Origin of the sequence: Hymenobacter mellowenesis (assembly GCF_030581005.1) — a bacterium.
GTDB classification, from domain to species: Bacteria; Bacteroidota; Bacteroidia; order Cytophagales; family Hymenobacteraceae; genus Hymenobacter; species Hymenobacter mellowenesis.
Genome location: NZ_JAUQSX010000001.1, coordinates 726,941 through 742,254 on the forward strand (window position 1 = coordinate 726,941; position 15,314 = coordinate 742,254).

The window sequence follows — 15,314 nt, forward strand, 5'->3', positions numbered from 1 at the left end:
GGCAAAAATGTCCTTTTGCACGGTTCTGGCGAGCCCCAACTTTGTGTTGTTCAAATAGCTGACACACATTCTAAGTCTTAACCACCGTGCTGAATCTCCTCACCATCGCCCTGTTTCAAGTTGCTAGCCTCTGCGCCCCCGCCCCTTCGGATGCGGCTCTGACTACCACCACGAACGTAACCACCGCAACCAATCTGGGCGGCACGGGCGGCTGGGCCGGCGACATCACCCCGGGCGACGGCGACGGCGACGGTGACGGCGATGACACGGATGTATATGGCGGCACGGGCGGCTGGGCTGGCGACATCACCGGCGGCACCGGCGGCTGGGCCGGCGACCTCGCAACTGTGGGCGGCACGGGCGGCTGGGCCGGCGACATTGCTGGCGGCACGGGCGGTTGGGCTGGCGACATTGCAGCCGCAGGCGGCACGGGCGGCTGGGCCGGCGACATCGTTGCCAAATAACGCACTGCCGTTTAGTGCCTATATTGCCTGCTCACTGTAGCAAGGCTAATATAGTCTGAATGTATCGCGTGAGGCAAAATTTCCTGGCTGGAGCCCGTCTCTGTCTTGCAATCGCCTTGCTGCTACAGGGTTGCACGGCCAAGCGCCGCGCTGAGGCGCCCATCAAAATCCGCTGGGCGCACGACCCGGAAAACCTGGACCCGATGGTCATGGCCAACCAGACGGCCATCGACGCCATCAATCTATTAAACTGCAGCCTGCTGCAGGCCGATTTTACCACCAACCAGTTTGCCCCGGCACTGGCTGAAGCCCTGCCCACCGTGCAGCTATTCGGCGATTCGCTCATGCGGCTGCAATACACCATCCGGCCCGAGGCCGCCTGGGACACCGGCCGGCCGGTGCTGGCCACCGACGTGGCGTTCACGCTCAAGCTGATGTTTTGTCCCGGGCTGCCCAACGCGGGCCCCGGTGGCCAGTACCGCTTCATTCGGGAGGTGCTGATTGACCCCCGCAATCCGCGGCGTTTCAGCTTCGTGTGCACCAGCCAGGCGGTGGAATACGTGCAGGCGTCCGGCGATTTTTTTATCCTGCCCGAAGCCGCGCTCGACCCCAAAGGGGAATTGAGGGCCTTCTCGCTGGCGGCGCTACAACAGCGCCCGGCTTCGGCGCCGCCCAATGCGGTGCTGGAAGCCCTGTCCCGGCGCTACGCCGCCGCGGCCCCCGGCCAAACGCCCGCCCGCCTGCCCGGCTGCGGCCCCTACCAACTGGTGAAGTGGGAAAAAGACCGATACCTCCGCTTTGCGCGGAAGCCCCATTGGTGGGCCGACCGAGTGCCCCACCGGCCTTTTGTGCTGCAGGCCCGCCCCGCACAGCTCGAATACGCCATTATTCCCGACGCGGCCACGGCCTCGCTGGCCTTGCAGCGGGGTGACATCGACGTTTTTCCGCAAATGCCCACGCGTGAGTTCACGCGCCTGCGCAAGGCGCCGGCCACGCGCGCGAACCTAAATTTTTACACCACGGCATCCTACGACGTCGTCACGGTGGGCTTCAATACCCGCCGGCCGGCCTTGTCCGATGCCCTGACGCGGCAGGCCCTGGGCCGCTGCTTCGATGCGGCGGGCATTCTGCAGGGCAGTGAGTTGGGCGAAGGCCAACGCACGGTGGGCCTCCTCAACCCCGCCGACCGGCTGAATTACAACGACAGCCTGGCCCCGGTGCCTTTCGACCCCGCCGGCGCCGTGGCGCTGTTGCGCCGCGCCGGCTGGCAGCGCGGGGCCACCACCGAAGCCGGCTGGCGGCGCAACAGTTCCCAGGGCCCTCAGCAGTTGCGCCTGGTGATGCGCTACCGGACCGACGAACAGCTGTTTGCGACAATTGCGCTGCAATTTCAGGCGGCGGCGGCCAGCATTGGAGTGCCCGTGAGCTTGCAGCCCACCGAGTCGGGCGCGTTCAGCATGGCCCTGCGTAATGGCGAGTTCGACGTGTACGTGCGGGCCCTGCGCGGCAATCCGTTCATGTTCAATTTTACGCCTTTTCTGCATTCGCAAGCCATTGGCGCGGGCAATAACACTGGCTTCAGCACGCCCGAGAGCGACCAGTTGATTGCCGCCATTGCGGCGGCGAACACCGCGCCGCGCCGCGCGCAGCTATTGCGGCGCTTCCAGGGGCTGATGCAGCAGGAAATGCCCTTGTTGCCCCTCTTCTTCCTGTCGAACCACATTGCGGCGCAAAAACGGCTGACCGGCCTGCACCCGACCAGTCTAAAACCGGGCTTTGCGGCCATGGCCATCGGCGAAGCGGCTGCTCCTCCCACTGCACCCTAACGCATGGGCCGGCTATTTCTCTGGCGGCTGCTGCGGACGGCGCTGGCGGTATGGGCGCTGGCATCGGGGGTGTTTTTGCTGAGCCACCTCGAAGGCGATACGGCCGTGGAACTGGCCCAGCCCGACCTGGCCGAGTTGCGCACCACTGGCCGCGCGTCCACCCTTGCCGCGCGGCAAACCCTCGACCTGGCCACCCGGCACCGTCTGGGGCTTGATATTCCGCTTTTCTACGTCGGCACGCATCGCCCAACGTCCGCCACGGCGGGCCAGTGGCACTGGAACGGGCTGCCCAACCAATACCACCGCTGGCTCGTTGGCCTACTGCAGGGGGAGTTCGGCACTTCCTATCGCACGGGCGAGAGCGTGGGCTCCCGCCTGCTGCAGGCGCTGCTTTTCACGCTGCCGCTTACGGGCACGGCCGCCACGCTGGCTGTGCTGCTGGCGCTGGTGCTGGCCCAGCGCCTGGCGGCGCGCCCGGGCTGGCACCGGCCGGTGCGGGGCGCGCTGGTGGCCCTGCAGGCGCTGCCCCTTTTTGTTATTGCGCTGGGGCTGCTGCTGTTTTTTGCCAATCCAGCAATGTTGGTCTGGTTTCCCAGCTACGGCCTCGACCAGGCCGTTGACGCTGAAATGGGCGTCGGCGAACAGCTTCCTTTTTATTTGTGGCACATGACCTTGCCGGTGGCAGCCCTCACGCTTAGCGCCCTCCCTGAGCTCACGCTGCAGCTTACCGCCGCGCTGGAGCAGGAGCTTGGCGCCGGCTATGCCACCACGGCCCGCGCCAAAGGCCTGGCCGAGCGCGCCGTTATTCGCCACCATGCGCTGCGCAATGCCCTGCTGCCGTCGCTGGCCCAGCTGGCCGAATTGCTCCCGGCCCTGGTGGCCGGCGCCGTGGTGGTGGAAGTTGCATTTGCCTTGCCCGGCATGGGCCGCTTGCTGGCCGAAGCCGCCGCCGCGCGCGATTTCCCCGTGCTGGTGGGCGGCGTGCTGCTCATTGGCGCGGCACGGCTGCTGGCCCTGCTCCTCACGGACCTTCTTTCCTTATGGGCCGACCCTCGCATCCGGTGGCAGCGCTAGCGTCACAGTCGTTATTTGGCCCGCCCAAATGGGCTGTGGCGTGGCTAGGCCTGCTGGTGCTGGTGGCGGTTGTGGCGCCCGTGCTGCCACTGCCCTACCCGCCTCATGTACCCGACCTGGCGCATATTGCCCAGGCCCCGCTGGCTCCCGGCCAACACTGGCTCGGCACCGATGCTCAGGGGCGCGATGTACTTACCCTGCTGGTTTTTGGCACGCGCACAGCGGTGTTTCTTACTTTGCCAGCGGCGCTGCTGGCGGCCATCATTGGGGCGCTGCTGGGCAGTGCGGCGGGCTTTTGGGGCAATCGGGCCCGGGTCGACATTTCGTATGGGGCTGTGGTGGCCGGGAGTGTGTGGTGGGTATTGCGGCTGCCCGCGCCCTGGCTGGGCGGCGTAGCTGGCGCGCTGGGCCTCGTGGGCGTGGCAACGGGCGGCATCCGCCGCAGGAAGCTTGCCTTCCGCCTGCCGCTGGATGCATTGGTTAGAGGGGGCGCAACCGCGCTCGACACCGTTCCGCGGCTGGTGTTGGTGGTGGCACTAGCGGCCAGTGCGGGGAGCATTTCGGCCCCTGGCTTGCTGGTATTGCTCACCGTTACGTCGTGGGCCACGCCCGCTCGCCTGGTTCGCGCACAGATGCTGCGCATCCGCACGCTGCCTTTTGTGGAGGCCGCTCAGGCTGCCGGTGTGCCAGCGTGGCGCATTTGGCTGAAGCACGCTATTCCACATGCTATCAGGCCTTTATACACATTGTTTCCGCTTAGCCTGGCGCGGCTGTTGGGGCTGGAAAGTACCCTGTCTTTTTTGGGCATTGGCCTGCCGCCGGAGGTGGCCAGCTGGGGCCGCCTGATGGCTTCTTACCGGCAGGAGTCTTCCGCCTGGTGGCTTTTCGCATTTCCATCAACAATGCTAATAATCACCATTTTAAGCTTACAAAAACTGACTAATTCAAGAAAATAAGACCCACGCATTTTCAACCGTACCAGTGGCCCCAAAGAGCAAAAAAATATGTGGAAGGCATTGCGTGCGTTGAATATTACCGATGTCGCAAATCAGGTTTTTTTTGAAGAAATAAAACAGCAATTCGTCAAGTCACAATTTCATTATTCATTTGATATTCAGTTTATTAATTAAACAAACACCTGAGCCACTTTTCAGATTAATTGATTTATACCGACATTCCATTACACTAAATTGATTAAAACGCATTTTAGTGGATGTCTCAATCTTACCTGTTGTGTCCTTTTTTAGGGTAAAATGGAGCTGTAACATTGTATTGCTTTTGGGAAATGCCATTTCGGCTCCAAGCAATATCTGCTCATTTTTTCTACCTACCCGCCCATGTATCTCCTCATTTACCCTTCGCTGAGCTCGCCTCGCCGCCCGAAACCCTCCTCCCATGCCGTCAAGCCGGTTTCGGTAGGCATCGATTTCGTGACGCCCGATGGCATGGTAGTGCCCCGTGCTTTGGGCGAAGCAGCCCTATTGGGCCGCACGGCCGTGCTGGTTGGTGGCCTGCTGGTAGGTGTGTGGCCTCAGTCCTGAGTCTTCCTTTCTACTTAGCTATTAAATCTCATATCCAGTCGATTAACCATTACTTATTAACCACGTCGCATTTGGTATAATACGCTACTCCATTTCTACCCACATTTCGCCTCTACCGCTCGCTGGCTACCCCTGACGAGTTTTAACCCGCCGTCTACCCCGGCGGGTTTTTTTATTGCCCGTTTTCGCTTTGCTGGCCAATGATGGCAATGCCTTCGGTGAAAGAACAGGGCGCATAGCCCAACTCATGCCGGGCCTTGTCGATGCGGAAGCCGGTGCGGGCGGGCCGCCGGGCCGGCTGCGAAAACGTGCTGGCGTCGACCTTCTCAATCAGCGTTTTATCGAGCCCGAAATAGTCGGCCACCTGCAGGGCCATGGCGTGGGGCGTGAGCATGTCGGCCCCGCTGAGGTGGTAGATGCCCTGAGCGGCGTGAGCGGCCAGCAGCCAGCAGCCTTCGGCCAGGTCTTCGGCCAGGGTGGGCGTGCGCCACTGGTCGGCCACTACCTTGATGGCTTTGCCAGCGCGCAGGGAGTCGCGCACCCACAGCACGATGTTGGTGCGGCCGTATTCGTGGGCCACGCCGTAGACCAGCACGGTGCGGGCGATGGCCCAGCGGCCGGTGCTGGCCTGCACCAATTGCTCAGCAGCTAGCTTGCTTTCGCCGTACAAGTTGACGGGGCCGGGCTTGGCGTCTTCGGCCAGCGGGCCCGCTTCGCCACTGAAAATGAAGTCGGTGCTGAGGTGGGTGAGGTGAATATTGCGCGCGGCGCAGGCTTCGACCAGATGCCCGACGGCCGTCACATTTTGCTGCCAGCAGGCTTCGTGGTTCAGTTCGCACTCGTCCACATTGGTGAGGGCAGCGGTGTGAATAACATGGGTGGGCTGCTCCTGCGCAAGGACCTGCTGCACCTGGGTGGCATCGGCCACGTCGAGCGGCACGAAGCGCAGGTCGGGGTATAGGCCAGCCAGCTTGTTGGCGCCGCGCGAGGTGGCTACCAGGATTACGTTGGGCTTTTGGTGCAGCAGCGCCACCAGCTTCTGCCCCAGCAGGCCGTTGGAACCGGTGAGGAGAATTTTCATTTAACAATTAACATTTATCATTTAACAATTCGACTGAAATTGCCCGGCCCGTACGTGCCCTTGACTGCAAACGCACGCGCTTGTTAAATGATAAATGTTAACTGTTAAATGAATAGCCGTAGAGCTTGGTGATTTTTTTGCGTTTGAGCTTTTCCACTTTCACGGTCATTTTGGAATCAGCCAGTGGCCGGTCGCGCGGGTCTTTGGGCAGCTTGGCAATTTTGTCGATGACGTCGAGGCCCTGAATGGCTTGGCCGAACACGGTGTACTGACCGTCGAGGAAATGAGTGCCGTCGTGGTTTTCAACCAGGTAGAATTGGCTGCCGCTGCTGGGTGTGCCGGCCGGGCCGCCCATGCGGGCAGCCGCCAAGGCGCCGTAGTTGTGCTGGTGGCCCACCAGCTCGGCCGGGATGGATGCCTCGTTGGGCTGGCCCTGGCCGTCGTTGGTTGGGTCGGCGTCCTTGGAGTTGGCGTCGCCGCCCTGAATCATGAAGTTCTCAATGACGCGGTGGAAGGTGGTGCCATTGTAGAAGCCGCTCTGCGCTTTTTTCAGGAAGTTGGCTTTGTGCAGCGGCGTGTCATCGAAAAGAATGAGCCGGATAACGCCCTGCGGTGTGGTGATGGTGACGACCTCGTCTTTGCCGCTCTTTTTGGGTTTGCCGGGTTTGGCGGCGGCTGGGCCGGCCAGCCACAGCAGCGCCAGCAGGCCGCAGAGGGCGCGGTGAAATTTCTGAGTCATGATATGCGAAAAGGGGCAGATGAGCTGCAAAAATACACGCGCCCGGCGTCGGGCCGCTACCGGGCTATGCTCACAGCCAACGCACGGGCTGGCTGGTGCGTATGGCGGCACTCATTCTTTCTCACTTGCTGATGTTTACTTCTCCTACTGTTTCGGCCCCCACCCGGCCGGCGCCCGCCACCGGCCATTTGTTTCCCGGGCTGCTGCTGGCGGCTTACGTGCTGCTGTTTGCCGTGTGCGCCATCAACCCGGCCGAGCGCGGCACCTGGGTGGCCGAGAACCTGCCCATTGTGGCCATTGCCGCCACGCTGACGATGCTTTACCTGCGCGGCATTCGGTTTTCGAACCTGGCCTACGCGCTGATGAGTGTGCTGCTATTCATGCACACCATTGGCGGGTACTACACCTTTGAGAAGGTGCCGTTTGCCTGGTTCAACGACTTGTTTGGCTTCAAGCGCAACATGTACGACCGGGTGGCGCACTTCTCGGTGGGCTTCTACGCCTACCCCATCATCGAGCTAACCGACCGGCTGGGCACCATCCGCAACCGGTTGGTTTCGTACCTGTTTCCGCTGTTTGCCATTGCCACGGTGGCCATGACCTACGAAATTATTGAGTGGATATACGCCGCGAAAGCCGGTGGCGCGGCCGGCGCGGCCTTCCTGGGCAGCCAGGGCGACATCTGGGACGCACAGAAGGACATGCTGGCCGACACGAGCGGCGCCGTGGTGGCACTGCTGCTCTACGCGCTGGTTGGCCGCGGTTCCAATTCGCCGGACAAGTAACCGGCCCGCTCTGCCCCCCGCAGGCCGAAACCAGGCCGGATGCAACAGGCACCCTATTCCTCCGACTTAGCCCCGGTGCTCGCGGATGCTGGCCAGGATTTCGCGCCCGCCGCGCCCGAGCACGGCATCGGCCACGGCCACGCCCAGCGCGTGGGCGCCGGCCTCGGTGGAAGTGCCGGTGGTCTGGATTTCCTCCACGTATTCCTCGCCGCTGAGGCTGATGAGGCCGCCGTGCAGGCGCAGATGGCCGCTTTCCAGCGTAGCCAGGGCGAACGACGGAATGCTGCACCCGCCTTCCATGGTGTGCAGGAAGGCACGCTCAGCCAGCAGGCAGGTGTGAGTGGCGGGGTGGTCGAGGGCAGCTTTAAGGCGGGCTTTCAGGTCTTCATCCAAGTCGGCAGCACATTCGATGGCGATGCTGCCCTGACCGGTGGCGGGCACAAACTGGTGGGCCGGCAGCGTGTGGCGCACGAGGTGCTCGTAGCCCATGCGGTGCACGCCGGCGTAGGCCAGCACCAGAGCGTCGAACTGACCTTCTTCGAGCTTGCGCAGGCGGGTTTGGAGGTTGCCGCGGGCTTCGGCGGTGTCGGCGTGGGGGTAGAAGCGGCGCAGCTGGGCCTTGCGGCGGGTGCTGCTGGTGCCCAGCACAATGCCGGGTTTATCAAGCGAAAACTGTTCGTCGAAGCTCAGCACCACGTCGTTCACCTGCTCGCGCTCCAGAAAGGCCAGCAGCTCCAGCTCGCGCGGGATGCTGCTTTGCACATCCTTGGCCGAGTGCACGGCCAAGTGGGTTTCGCCGCGCAGCAGGCTATTTTCCAGCTCTTCGGTGAATACGCCTTTGGAGCCGATTTTGGCCAGGCTGCGGTCCTGCACGGCGTCGCCGGTGGTTTGCATGGGCACGATTTCGGTTTCAAAACCGGCTTGCTGCAGCAGGGCGGCCACGTGTTCGGTTTGCCACAGGGCGAGGCGGCTGGCGCGGGTGGCGAGGCGGATTTTCATTTAACAGGCAGTTATTATTTAAAACGTCATGCTGAGCGCAGTCGAAGCATCTCTACCGCGCAACGCAACTCATTTACTATTGCGGTAGAGATGCTTCGACTGCGCTCAGCATGACTGGTGCTTTCTTATTCACTCAAACCCTCAGAAAGCCGCCCATCCGCAGCGAGCTGTCCACGAACACCATTTTGGCGTTGGCGTTACGTTCGATGTGGTAGTGGGCGTCGGTGAGTTCTTTGGTGAGCAGGTCGGCGTTGCGGGGGGTGACCAGCTTGGAGAATTTGGTGACGAAATCCTGCTCGGCGGCGGGCAGATGGGGGATGAACTTAGGGTCGATGCCGAATAGCAGCACCTTGCGCAGCAAGCCCAGCGAATAGCTCAGCAACTCCTTCTGGTTCTCGCGGCCCAGCTTCTGAAACTCGTCGCTGTGCTTGAGAATATCGGCCGCTTTCTGGCTGTAGGACTGCCGCATCCACTTCACGAAGAACTCGAAATAGTCGTGGTCGGCGTTGGCGTCGCGGCTGGCGATGGCGGCGCCCAGGCTGCCTTCGGCCAGCTGGGCCACCTGGCGGGCTTTCACCTCGGGCACGTGGTAGGCATCGCGCAGGTAGGCCGTAATGTCGTCCTCCGAAAATGGGCGCACCACCACCGGCTGCACCCGGCTGATGATGGTGGGCAGCAGCTGCTCGGGCGCGTGGCTCACCAGCAGGAAGATGGTGGCGGGCGGCGGCTCTTCCAGCAGCTTGAGCACGGCGTTGGCGGCGGCCGGGTGCATGAGCTCGGGCAGCCAGAGAATCACGATTTTGAAGCGGGCCTCGAAGGCTTTAAGGCTCACCAGCTTCAGAATCTGCACGGCCTCGTCTTTGCTGATATTGCCCTGCTTGTTTTCAGCCCCGATGTGCTGCATCCAGTCATTGAGGCCTTGGTAGGGGTTGTCGAGCACGAAAGTGCGCCACTCGGCCATGAACTTGCTGCTCACTGCGTCCTTGGCCACCGATTTGGTGGTGGTCACGGGCATAATGAAGTTCAGGTCGGGGTGGGCCAGCTTGGCTATTTTGGTGCAGGCGGGGCAGTGGCCGCAGCTGTCGTCGGCATCGGCGGCGCGGGCCTCGCAGTTCAGAAACTGCGCGTAGGCCAGGGCCAGGGCCAGCGCCGCGCCGCCCTCCTGCCCCCGGAAAAGCTGGGCGTGCGCCACGTGCTGCCGCTGCACCGACTGACGCAGGAGTTGTTTGACGGCGGTTTGGTTGGGAATTGCAGCGAAGGTCATTATTCGGAGAAGGTGTCCAGGCACCAGGTTTTATCGGGTCGGGTTTCGCGCCAATTCCAATAGGCCTCAAAGAAATCATCGTGGAGGAGTTCCCGGTACTCTTCGTTGTTCCTCGGCTTGTCAACCAGCATCACCCCGGTCCAGTCGCCGTGTTCAGGGTCGCTGGTTCCGTCAATCAGATTCAACAAATTGAAAACAACTCCGGCGGCACAATCTGCCAGCACCTTGCGCACAGCCGACTGAAGCACCTCATTATTCTGGAGCAGCTTCAGCGCCCCTTCTTCTTCAGTAGTAAATCCGCCATTCGGTGGATAGGCTGGCTCGTTGACTTGGCCTTGCAACAATTCTTTGGCACTGCCAGCCGCCTCTTCCTCAATTGATTGATGAATTGCTAGTAGGAACGAATGACGATTGTTTCCGGAGAGTTGCATTACTATCCTTTCGACTTCTCCCAAATCCGGTCCTCCTCCGTCGCCTCAAACACCGCCTTCATAATCCCCTGTTCTACCGCGTCATACGGCAGGGTGCGGCGGGCCATCACACGCTCGGCCACCTCGTTGGCTTTGGGCAGCTTGAAGGTTTCGAAGCCGGCCGCGCCGCCCCAGCTGAAGCTTGGGATAAAGGTACGCGGGAAGCCGGCGCCGAAAATATTGGCCCCTACGCCCACCACGGTACCCGTATTGAACATGGTGTTGATGCCGGCCTTGCTGTGGTCGCCCATCATCAGGCCGCAGAAGGTCTGGCCGGTGTCGACGAAGCGCTTGGCGATGTGGCTCCAGATTTTGACGGGCGCGTAGTTGTTTTTAAGGTTCGAGGTGTTGGTGTCGGCCCCCAGGTTGCACCACTCGCCGATGACGGAGTTGCCGAGGTAGCCGTCGTGGCCCTTGTTGCTGTAGCCCAGCAGGATGCTGTTGCCCACTTCGCCGCCCACCTTCGAGAACGGGCCCACCGTGTTGTCGCCGCGCATCTTGGCGCCCGCGTTGATGTGCGAGCCTTCGCACAAGGCCAGCGGGCCTTTGATGATGGCGCCTTCGTGCACCTGCGAATTTTTGCCCAGGTAAATCGGGCCGTCTTCCGCATTTAAAATGGCCGCGCGAATTTTCACGCCTTCTTCGATAAAGATGTTTTCGGCGCCATACACAATGGTGTGCGCGTCGCCCACCGGCTGCGAGGTGCGGCCTTTGGTGAGCAGGGCGAAGTCGCGGCGGATTTCCACGCCGTTGCGCAGAAACAGCTGCCACGGCCGGTCAATCACCGTCACGGGCTCGGCCACCTGCCGGGTTTCGGGGATGCCGTCCTGAATGAGCTCGGCCACCAGCGAGGCGTCGGCCACGTGGGCGGCTACCAGCAGCTCGTCGCAGTACAGGGCCTGGCCGGGCTGTAGGGCCTGCACCTGACGCGTCAGCAAATCGTCGGGGCACACGGCGCCGTTAATAATGAGAGCCGCTCCACTCACGTCGCCCGCCGGAAACTTGGCCTGCAGATACGGCTGCGTGAGGTAGCCCACGGTTTCGACCCCGAGCCGATGCTGCCACTTCTCGGCCAGCGTGAGGATGCCGCAGCGCAGCGCCGCCACCGGCCGCGTGAAGGTGAACGGCAGCAAGTGGGGCCGAATGGCCGGGTCGTCGAAGAGGAGAACGTGCATTCTTTTGGAGCTATTAGCTAATAGCCGTTAGCTGTTAGCTTCTATGAGGAAGGGCAAATTTACGGCGGCGGCTTTGGCCACGGGCCATAAAAAAACTCCTCCCGGCGATGCCGGAAGGAGTCTTCAAAAAGCTAACGGCTAGCAACCAATGGCTAACAGCTCGAATAAAGCTATTCTTTGTTGGCGCTGTTCTGCTCTTTCTTGGCATAGCGGCTGCGGAATTTCTCCACGCGGCCGGCCGTGTCGATGAACATGTTTTTGCCCGTGTAGAAGGGGTGCGAAGCGGAGCTAACTTCGATTTTCACCAGCGGGTAGGTTTTGCCGTCTTCCATCGTGATGGTGTCGGTCGGCTTCATCGTGGAGCGCGTGATGAACTTAAAGTCCGAAGAAGAGTCCTGGAATACGACTTCCTGGTACTCGGGGTGGGTGTCCTTTTTCATATCGAGAGGTCGGTTTTACCGGTTGAACCCTGCCGATTTTGCGGAAGGGACTGCAAAAGTACAGCTTAGCTCCGAAATACCCAACCTCCGGCCCAATATTTTCCGCAGAGCGCGCGGCCGCAAGTCCTGAACGTGGGCTTGTTGGCTTTCCGAAAAGGTTTGTACATTTGAATCCGGCCCGCACTCGGGGCCGCTTCGTTGCGCGTGATGAAACCCATACTCGTTCGCCGCTTGATTCGCCGTGCCGGCCCCGCCGTGCTGCTGCTGGTGCTGTGGAGCGCCGTGGTGGCCGTGGCTGCCTCGCTCAGCCTGTTCAGCGCCGCCTACGACAGCTCGCGCATCCGCATCGACTGGGAAGTGACCAGCGAAACCGACGTCACCGGCTTCGACTTGGCCCGCAAGGGCGCTACCGAGACCAGCTACACCGCCGTCGGCAGCGTGATGCCCAACGGCCAGCGCCGCTACACGTACTACGATACCAACGTCTTCCGCACCGCTCCTACTGGCGGCGCGTCCACGCCGGCCCAGCTAGGCGGCCCCTTCACCTACCGCCTCACCATCCACAGCCCCGCCGGCGACCAGAGTTTCCTCACGGTGCTGGCCGGCACCCCCAGCAGCGTGCAACGCTCCTGGGGCACCATCAAGTCGATGTTTCGGTAAGAGGCCGACTGTAGCAAGAACGTTTTTGTTGAAAGAACGTCATGCAGAGCGCAGCGAAGCATCTTGCCCGCTACTACCATTCCTTTTTCCAATGATTGGGTTTAATGACTGCGGGCAAGATGCTTCGCTGCGCTCTGCATGACGTTCTTTTGTGCTTTGTCAATTTTGCGCTTCTTTCAACCCACGCCTTCCTTCATGCCCGCCCCCACCCAGCTCTGCTTCGCCTCCAACAACGCCCACAAGCTCGATGAAATCCGGCCGCTGCTGCCCGCCGGCCTCTCCCTGCTGAGCCTGGCCGACATCGGCTGCCACGAGGAACTGCCCGAAACCCAGGACACCCTGGAGGGCAACGCCCGCCAGAAAGCCGAATATGTGCGCCAGCACTACGGCGTGGACTGCTTCGCCGATGATACCGGCCTGGAAGTGACGGCCCTGGGCGGCGCGCCCGGCGTGTACTCGGCCCGCTACGCCGGCCCCCAGCGGCTGGCCGAAGACAACGTGGCCAAGCTGCTGCAGGAGCTGCAGGACGCTCCCGACCGCTCGGCCCGGTTCCGCACGGTGGTGGCCCTGGCCCGGGCCGATGGCCGCACGCACGAGTTTGCGGGCGAGGTGCTGGGCCACATCAGCGAGGAAGGCCGGGGCGCGGGCGGCTTCGGCTACGACCCCGTGTTTGTGCCCACGGAGGGCGACGGCCGCACGTTTGCCGAAATGAGCGGCACCGAGAAAAACCGCATCAGCCACCGGGCGCGGGCCGTGGCGGGCCTGCTGGCGTTTTTGAAGGCGGAGTAATAAGGCGGAGTAATTCTGTTTGGAACAACTAGAAGAACGTCATGCCGAGCGTAGCCGAAGCATCTTTACCTCAATACTGAAATCATTTAGTTGCGCGGGAGAGATGCTTCGGCTGCGCGGACGCCAGATGAGCATGACGTTCTTTTTTCCTTTCTAATTAAGCGAAGCGTTACCTTTGCCTGCTATGCACACCCCGTATCTAATTGGCATCACCGGCGGCAGCGCTTCTGGTAAAACCACGTTTCTGCGCCGGCTTCTGGCTTCGTTTCCCGAGGAGCAGATTTGCCTCATCTCGCAGGACAATTATTATCACCCGCGCGAAAAGCAAATGCGCGACGACCAGGGCGTGGAAAACTTCGACTTGCCCGCCAGCATCGATGCCGCGGCGTATGCCAACGACGTGCTGCGCATCAGCCAGGGCCACGAGGTGCGGCGCAAGGAGTACACCTTCAACAACGCGGCCGCGACGCCCCAGGAGCTGGTGTTTCGGCCGGCGCCCATTGTGGTGGTGGAGGGCATTTTCGTGTTTCACTTCAAGGAAATCGCCGAGCTGCTCGACCTCAAGGTGTACATCGACGCCCAGGAGCACGTGAAGCTGCACCGCCGCATCATCCGGGACCGCGACGAGCGGGGCTACGACCTGGCCGATGTGCTGTACCGCTACACCCATCACGTGGCGCCCACCTACGAGCAGTTCATTGCGCCCTACAAGCACTACGCCGACATTGTGATTCCCAACAACCGCCACTTCGAGAAGGGGCTGGAAGTGTTGGTGGGCTTCCTGCAGAGCAAGGTGGCGGCGACGGAGCAATAAGCCTTCGTACGCGGCAATCAGGCCCTTTTTAGCACGTCCCGACTAACGGGTTTTGCCCGGCGGGACGTGCATTTTTTTGGCCCTTTCGTCCGTATTGAAGTAAAAACAGATTATCTTGGACCTGGAATTACGAACAGCCGGGCGCCGGCCAACGGGGTCGCGCTGCTTCGCTTTCATCCGGTTCAGATAGTTTTTTGCTTTGCTGCTTATGAAACGCACACGTTTACTCTTCTCTCGCCTGGCCACTTTCACCGTGGTTTCGGCCGGCCTGCTGGGGCTGATTAGCTGCGATAAAAACGGCCAGGCCGGCATTTTACAACACCCGGCCGGCAACGACGCCTACCACGTAGTGGTGACGCCTGACGACGCCTACGGCCAAGCCTTCGACGCCAACCTAGGCAAGCTCAACGACACCACCTACCTCATCATCACCAAGGCCGAGCGCGGCAGCGTATTTGCCATGCACACCGGCCCGCTGCCCACCGCCGACCACGCCGTGTGCTTCGCCAGCACCAACAACGCCGGCTTCAAGGAGTGCGTGCAGGAATACTACCACAACGCCGGCGGCGTGGCCATTCAGAGCAACGAGGCCGGCTGGTGGGCCACGCCGCTGTAGTTTTTAGGATAGGAGGGTAAGGGGGCAGGAGGGGAGGAGTCATTATTATTGTGGTAATAACTCCTCTCCTCCTGCCCCCTTACCCTCCTACCCTAAAAAAATGTATAGCAAAGCAGAAGCTACTCAGCTGCGGCAGGCGTTCTGGACGGCCTTTGGGCAGTATATGGCGCCCGTGCCCTCGGCCGAGGGCGAAACCACGAACTGGATTAACTACAAGACGGGCTTCAAGCACCTGTATTTCCGGATGCAGGCCGACAACCGACAGGCCAAAATCGCCATCGAGCTGAACCACCCGGACGCCGGCATCCGGGAGCTGTTCTGGGAGCAATTTTTAGAGCTGAAAACGCTGCTGCACGAAACGCTGGGCGAACAATGGATTTGGGAGCCCGAGGCCCTCGATGCCCAAGGCCTGCCGCTGAGCTGCATCTACCAGGAGCTAAGCCCCGTCAACATCTTCAACCGCGACGACTGGCCGAAGCTGATTTCGTTCTTCAAGCCGCGCATCATCGCCCTCGATGCCTTCTGGGCCGATGCGCAATACACGTTTGAGGCGCTGAAGTAACCCGACGCTATATTG

General features: G+C 61.5%; 18 protein-coding genes. 11 read left to right on the forward strand and 7 right to left on the reverse strand.

Annotation, left to right across the window (positions count from 1 at the left end):
• Positions 1-86: 86 nt before the first annotated feature.
• The 5 genes from Q5H92_RS02910 to Q5H92_RS02930 all read left to right on the forward strand — a co-directional run bounded on the left by Q5H92_RS02910 (position 87) and on the right by Q5H92_RS02930 (position 4,905).
• A complete protein-coding gene (locus tag Q5H92_RS02910) occupies positions 87-464 on the forward strand; it encodes a hypothetical protein (RefSeq protein ID WP_305009984.1) in 378 nt (125 codons plus the stop codon).
• Positions 465-580: 116 nt separating this feature from the next.
• Positions 581-2,290, forward strand: coding sequence for an ABC transporter substrate-binding protein (locus Q5H92_RS02915; RefSeq protein ID WP_305009985.1), 1,710 nt, complete (start codon positions 581-583; stop codon positions 2,288-2,290).
• Between the two features lie 3 nt (positions 2,291-2,293).
• On the forward strand, positions 2,294-3,364 hold the full coding sequence (locus tag Q5H92_RS02920; RefSeq protein WP_305009986.1) for an ABC transporter permease: 1,071 nt from the start codon (positions 2,294-2,296) through the stop codon (positions 3,362-3,364).
• Positions 3,331-4,320, forward strand: coding sequence for an ABC transporter permease (locus tag Q5H92_RS02925; protein ID WP_305009987.1), 990 nt, complete (start codon positions 3,331-3,333; stop codon positions 4,318-4,320). The genes Q5H92_RS02920 and Q5H92_RS02925 overlap by 34 nt, the downstream gene beginning before the upstream one ends.
• A 381-nt stretch (positions 4,321-4,701) precedes the next feature.
• A complete protein-coding gene (locus Q5H92_RS02930) occupies positions 4,702-4,905 on the forward strand; it encodes a hypothetical protein (protein WP_305009988.1) in 204 nt (67 codons plus the stop codon).
• 172 nt (positions 4,906-5,077) lie between these two features.
• Here Q5H92_RS02930 and Q5H92_RS02935 read toward each other — a convergent pair whose 3' ends face one another.
• Together Q5H92_RS02935 and Q5H92_RS02940 are read right to left on the reverse strand one after the other, a co-directional pair.
• Positions 5,078-5,986, reverse strand: coding sequence for an SDR family oxidoreductase (locus Q5H92_RS02935; RefSeq protein WP_305009989.1), 909 nt, complete (start codon positions 5,984-5,986; stop codon positions 5,078-5,080).
• Between the two features lie 97 nt (positions 5,987-6,083).
• The gene (locus tag Q5H92_RS02940) at positions 6,084-6,725 is read right to left on the reverse strand and encodes a peptidylprolyl isomerase (protein ID WP_305009990.1); all 642 of its coding nucleotides are present in this window, start codon (positions 6,723-6,725) and stop codon (positions 6,084-6,086) included.
• Positions 6,726-6,856: 131 nt separating this feature from the next.
• On the opposite strand from Q5H92_RS02940, the gene Q5H92_RS02945 reads away from it, so the two are divergent.
• Positions 6,857-7,510: a DUF2238 domain-containing protein gene (locus Q5H92_RS02945; protein WP_305009991.1), complete on the forward strand. Its 654-nt coding sequence runs from the start codon at positions 6,857-6,859 to the stop codon at positions 7,508-7,510.
• 66 nt (positions 7,511-7,576) lie between these two features.
• Here the strand turns inward: Q5H92_RS02945 and hemC are convergent, their stop codons facing one another.
• The 5 genes from hemC to Q5H92_RS02970 all read right to left on the reverse strand — a co-directional run bounded on the left by hemC (position 7,577) and on the right by Q5H92_RS02970 (position 11,858).
• Positions 7,577-8,509, reverse strand: a complete 933-nt coding sequence (gene hemC / locus Q5H92_RS02950; RefSeq protein WP_305009992.1) for a hydroxymethylbilane synthase — start codon at positions 8,507-8,509, stop codon at positions 7,577-7,579.
• Positions 8,510-8,642: 133 nt separating this feature from the next.
• Entirely contained in the window at positions 8,643-9,773 is a 1,131-nt protein-coding gene (locus Q5H92_RS02955) for a DNA polymerase III subunit (protein WP_305009993.1), read from the reverse strand.
• The gene (locus tag Q5H92_RS02960) at positions 9,773-10,204 is read right to left on the reverse strand and encodes a hypothetical protein (RefSeq protein ID WP_305009994.1); all 432 of its coding nucleotides are present in this window, start codon (positions 10,202-10,204) and stop codon (positions 9,773-9,775) included. Before Q5H92_RS02960 ends, Q5H92_RS02955 begins: the two co-directional genes overlap by 1 nt.
• Positions 10,205-10,206: 2 nt before the next feature.
• Positions 10,207-11,418: a GlmU family protein gene (locus Q5H92_RS02965; protein WP_305009995.1), complete on the reverse strand. Its 1,212-nt coding sequence runs from the start codon at positions 11,416-11,418 to the stop codon at positions 10,207-10,209.
• Between the two features lie 170 nt (positions 11,419-11,588).
• Complete coding sequence (locus tag Q5H92_RS02970; RefSeq protein WP_196294405.1) at positions 11,589-11,858, reverse strand: type B 50S ribosomal protein L31; 270 nt, start codon at positions 11,856-11,858, stop codon at positions 11,589-11,591.
• A 231-nt stretch (positions 11,859-12,089) separates the two neighbouring features.
• Between Q5H92_RS02970 and Q5H92_RS02975 the strand changes: the two genes are divergently transcribed.
• From Q5H92_RS02975 to Q5H92_RS02995, 5 genes are all read left to right on the forward strand, one after another.
• Positions 12,090-12,518: a hypothetical protein gene (locus tag Q5H92_RS02975; RefSeq protein WP_305009996.1), complete on the forward strand. Its 429-nt coding sequence runs from the start codon at positions 12,090-12,092 to the stop codon at positions 12,516-12,518.
• A gap of 195 nt (positions 12,519-12,713) precedes the next feature.
• Positions 12,714-13,307, forward strand: a complete 594-nt coding sequence (gene rdgB / locus Q5H92_RS02980) for an RdgB/HAM1 family non-canonical purine NTP pyrophosphatase (RefSeq protein ID WP_305010219.1) — start codon at positions 12,714-12,716, stop codon at positions 13,305-13,307.
• 184 nt (positions 13,308-13,491) lie between these two features.
• Positions 13,492-14,121 carry a uridine kinase family protein gene (locus Q5H92_RS02985; protein WP_305009997.1) on the forward strand — a complete coding sequence of 210 codons (630 nt, stop codon included), beginning with the start codon at positions 13,492-13,494 and terminating at the stop codon, positions 14,119-14,121.
• A 208-nt stretch (positions 14,122-14,329) separates the two neighbouring features.
• Positions 14,330-14,737, forward strand: coding sequence for a hypothetical protein (locus Q5H92_RS02990; protein ID WP_305009998.1), 408 nt, complete (start codon positions 14,330-14,332; stop codon positions 14,735-14,737).
• Positions 14,738-14,837: 100 nt separating this feature from the next.
• Positions 14,838-15,299 (forward strand): DUF4268 domain-containing protein, encoded by a 462-nt coding sequence (locus tag Q5H92_RS02995; RefSeq protein ID WP_305009999.1) that lies wholly within the window; start codon positions 14,838-14,840, stop codon positions 15,297-15,299.
• The last annotated feature ends 15 nt before the right edge of the window (positions 15,300-15,314 follow it).

Excerpts from the sequence above, each read along its gene's own strand:
- Q5H92_RS02920 (WP_305009986.1), top strand. The coding sequence starts at position 2,294 with ATGGGCCGGCTATTTCTCTGGCGGCTGCTGCGGACGGCGCTGGCGGTA.
- Q5H92_RS02925 (WP_305009987.1), top strand. The coding sequence starts at position 3,331 with ATGGGCCGACCCTCGCATCCGGTGGCAGCGCTAGCGTCACAGTCGTTA.
- Q5H92_RS02930 (WP_305009988.1), top strand. The coding sequence starts at position 4,702 with ATGTATCTCCTCATTTACCCTTCGCTGAGCTCGCCTCGCCGCCCGAAA.
- Q5H92_RS02935 (WP_305009989.1), bottom strand. The coding sequence starts at position 5,986 with ATGAAAATTCTCCTCACCGGTTCCAACGGCCTGCTGGGGCAGAAGCTG.
- Q5H92_RS02940 (WP_305009990.1), bottom strand. The coding sequence starts at position 6,725 with ATGACTCAGAAATTTCACCGCGCCCTCTGCGGCCTGCTGGCGCTGCTG.
- Q5H92_RS02945 (WP_305009991.1), top strand. The coding sequence starts at position 6,857 with ATGTTTACTTCTCCTACTGTTTCGGCCCCCACCCGGCCGGCGCCCGCC.
- hemC (WP_305009992.1), bottom strand. The coding sequence starts at position 8,509 with ATGAAAATCCGCCTCGCCACCCGCGCCAGCCGCCTCGCCCTGTGGCAA.
- Q5H92_RS02955 (WP_305009993.1), bottom strand. The coding sequence starts at position 9,773 with ATGACCTTCGCTGCAATTCCCAACCAAACCGCCGTCAAACAACTCCTG.
- Q5H92_RS02960 (WP_305009994.1), bottom strand. The coding sequence starts at position 10,204 with ATGCAACTCTCCGGAAACAATCGTCATTCGTTCCTACTAGCAATTCAT.
- Q5H92_RS02965 (WP_305009995.1), bottom strand. The coding sequence starts at position 11,418 with ATGCACGTTCTCCTCTTCGACGACCCGGCCATTCGGCCCCACTTGCTG.
- Q5H92_RS02970 (WP_196294405.1), bottom strand. The coding sequence starts at position 11,858 with ATGAAAAAGGACACCCACCCCGAGTACCAGGAAGTCGTATTCCAGGAC.
- rdgB (WP_305010219.1), top strand. The coding sequence starts at position 12,714 with ATGCCCGCCCCCACCCAGCTCTGCTTCGCCTCCAACAACGCCCACAAG.
- Q5H92_RS02985 (WP_305009997.1), top strand. The coding sequence starts at position 13,492 with ATGCACACCCCGTATCTAATTGGCATCACCGGCGGCAGCGCTTCTGGT.
- Q5H92_RS02990 (WP_305009998.1), top strand. The coding sequence starts at position 14,330 with ATGAAACGCACACGTTTACTCTTCTCTCGCCTGGCCACTTTCACCGTG.
- Q5H92_RS02995 (WP_305009999.1), top strand. The coding sequence starts at position 14,838 with ATGTATAGCAAAGCAGAAGCTACTCAGCTGCGGCAGGCGTTCTGGACG.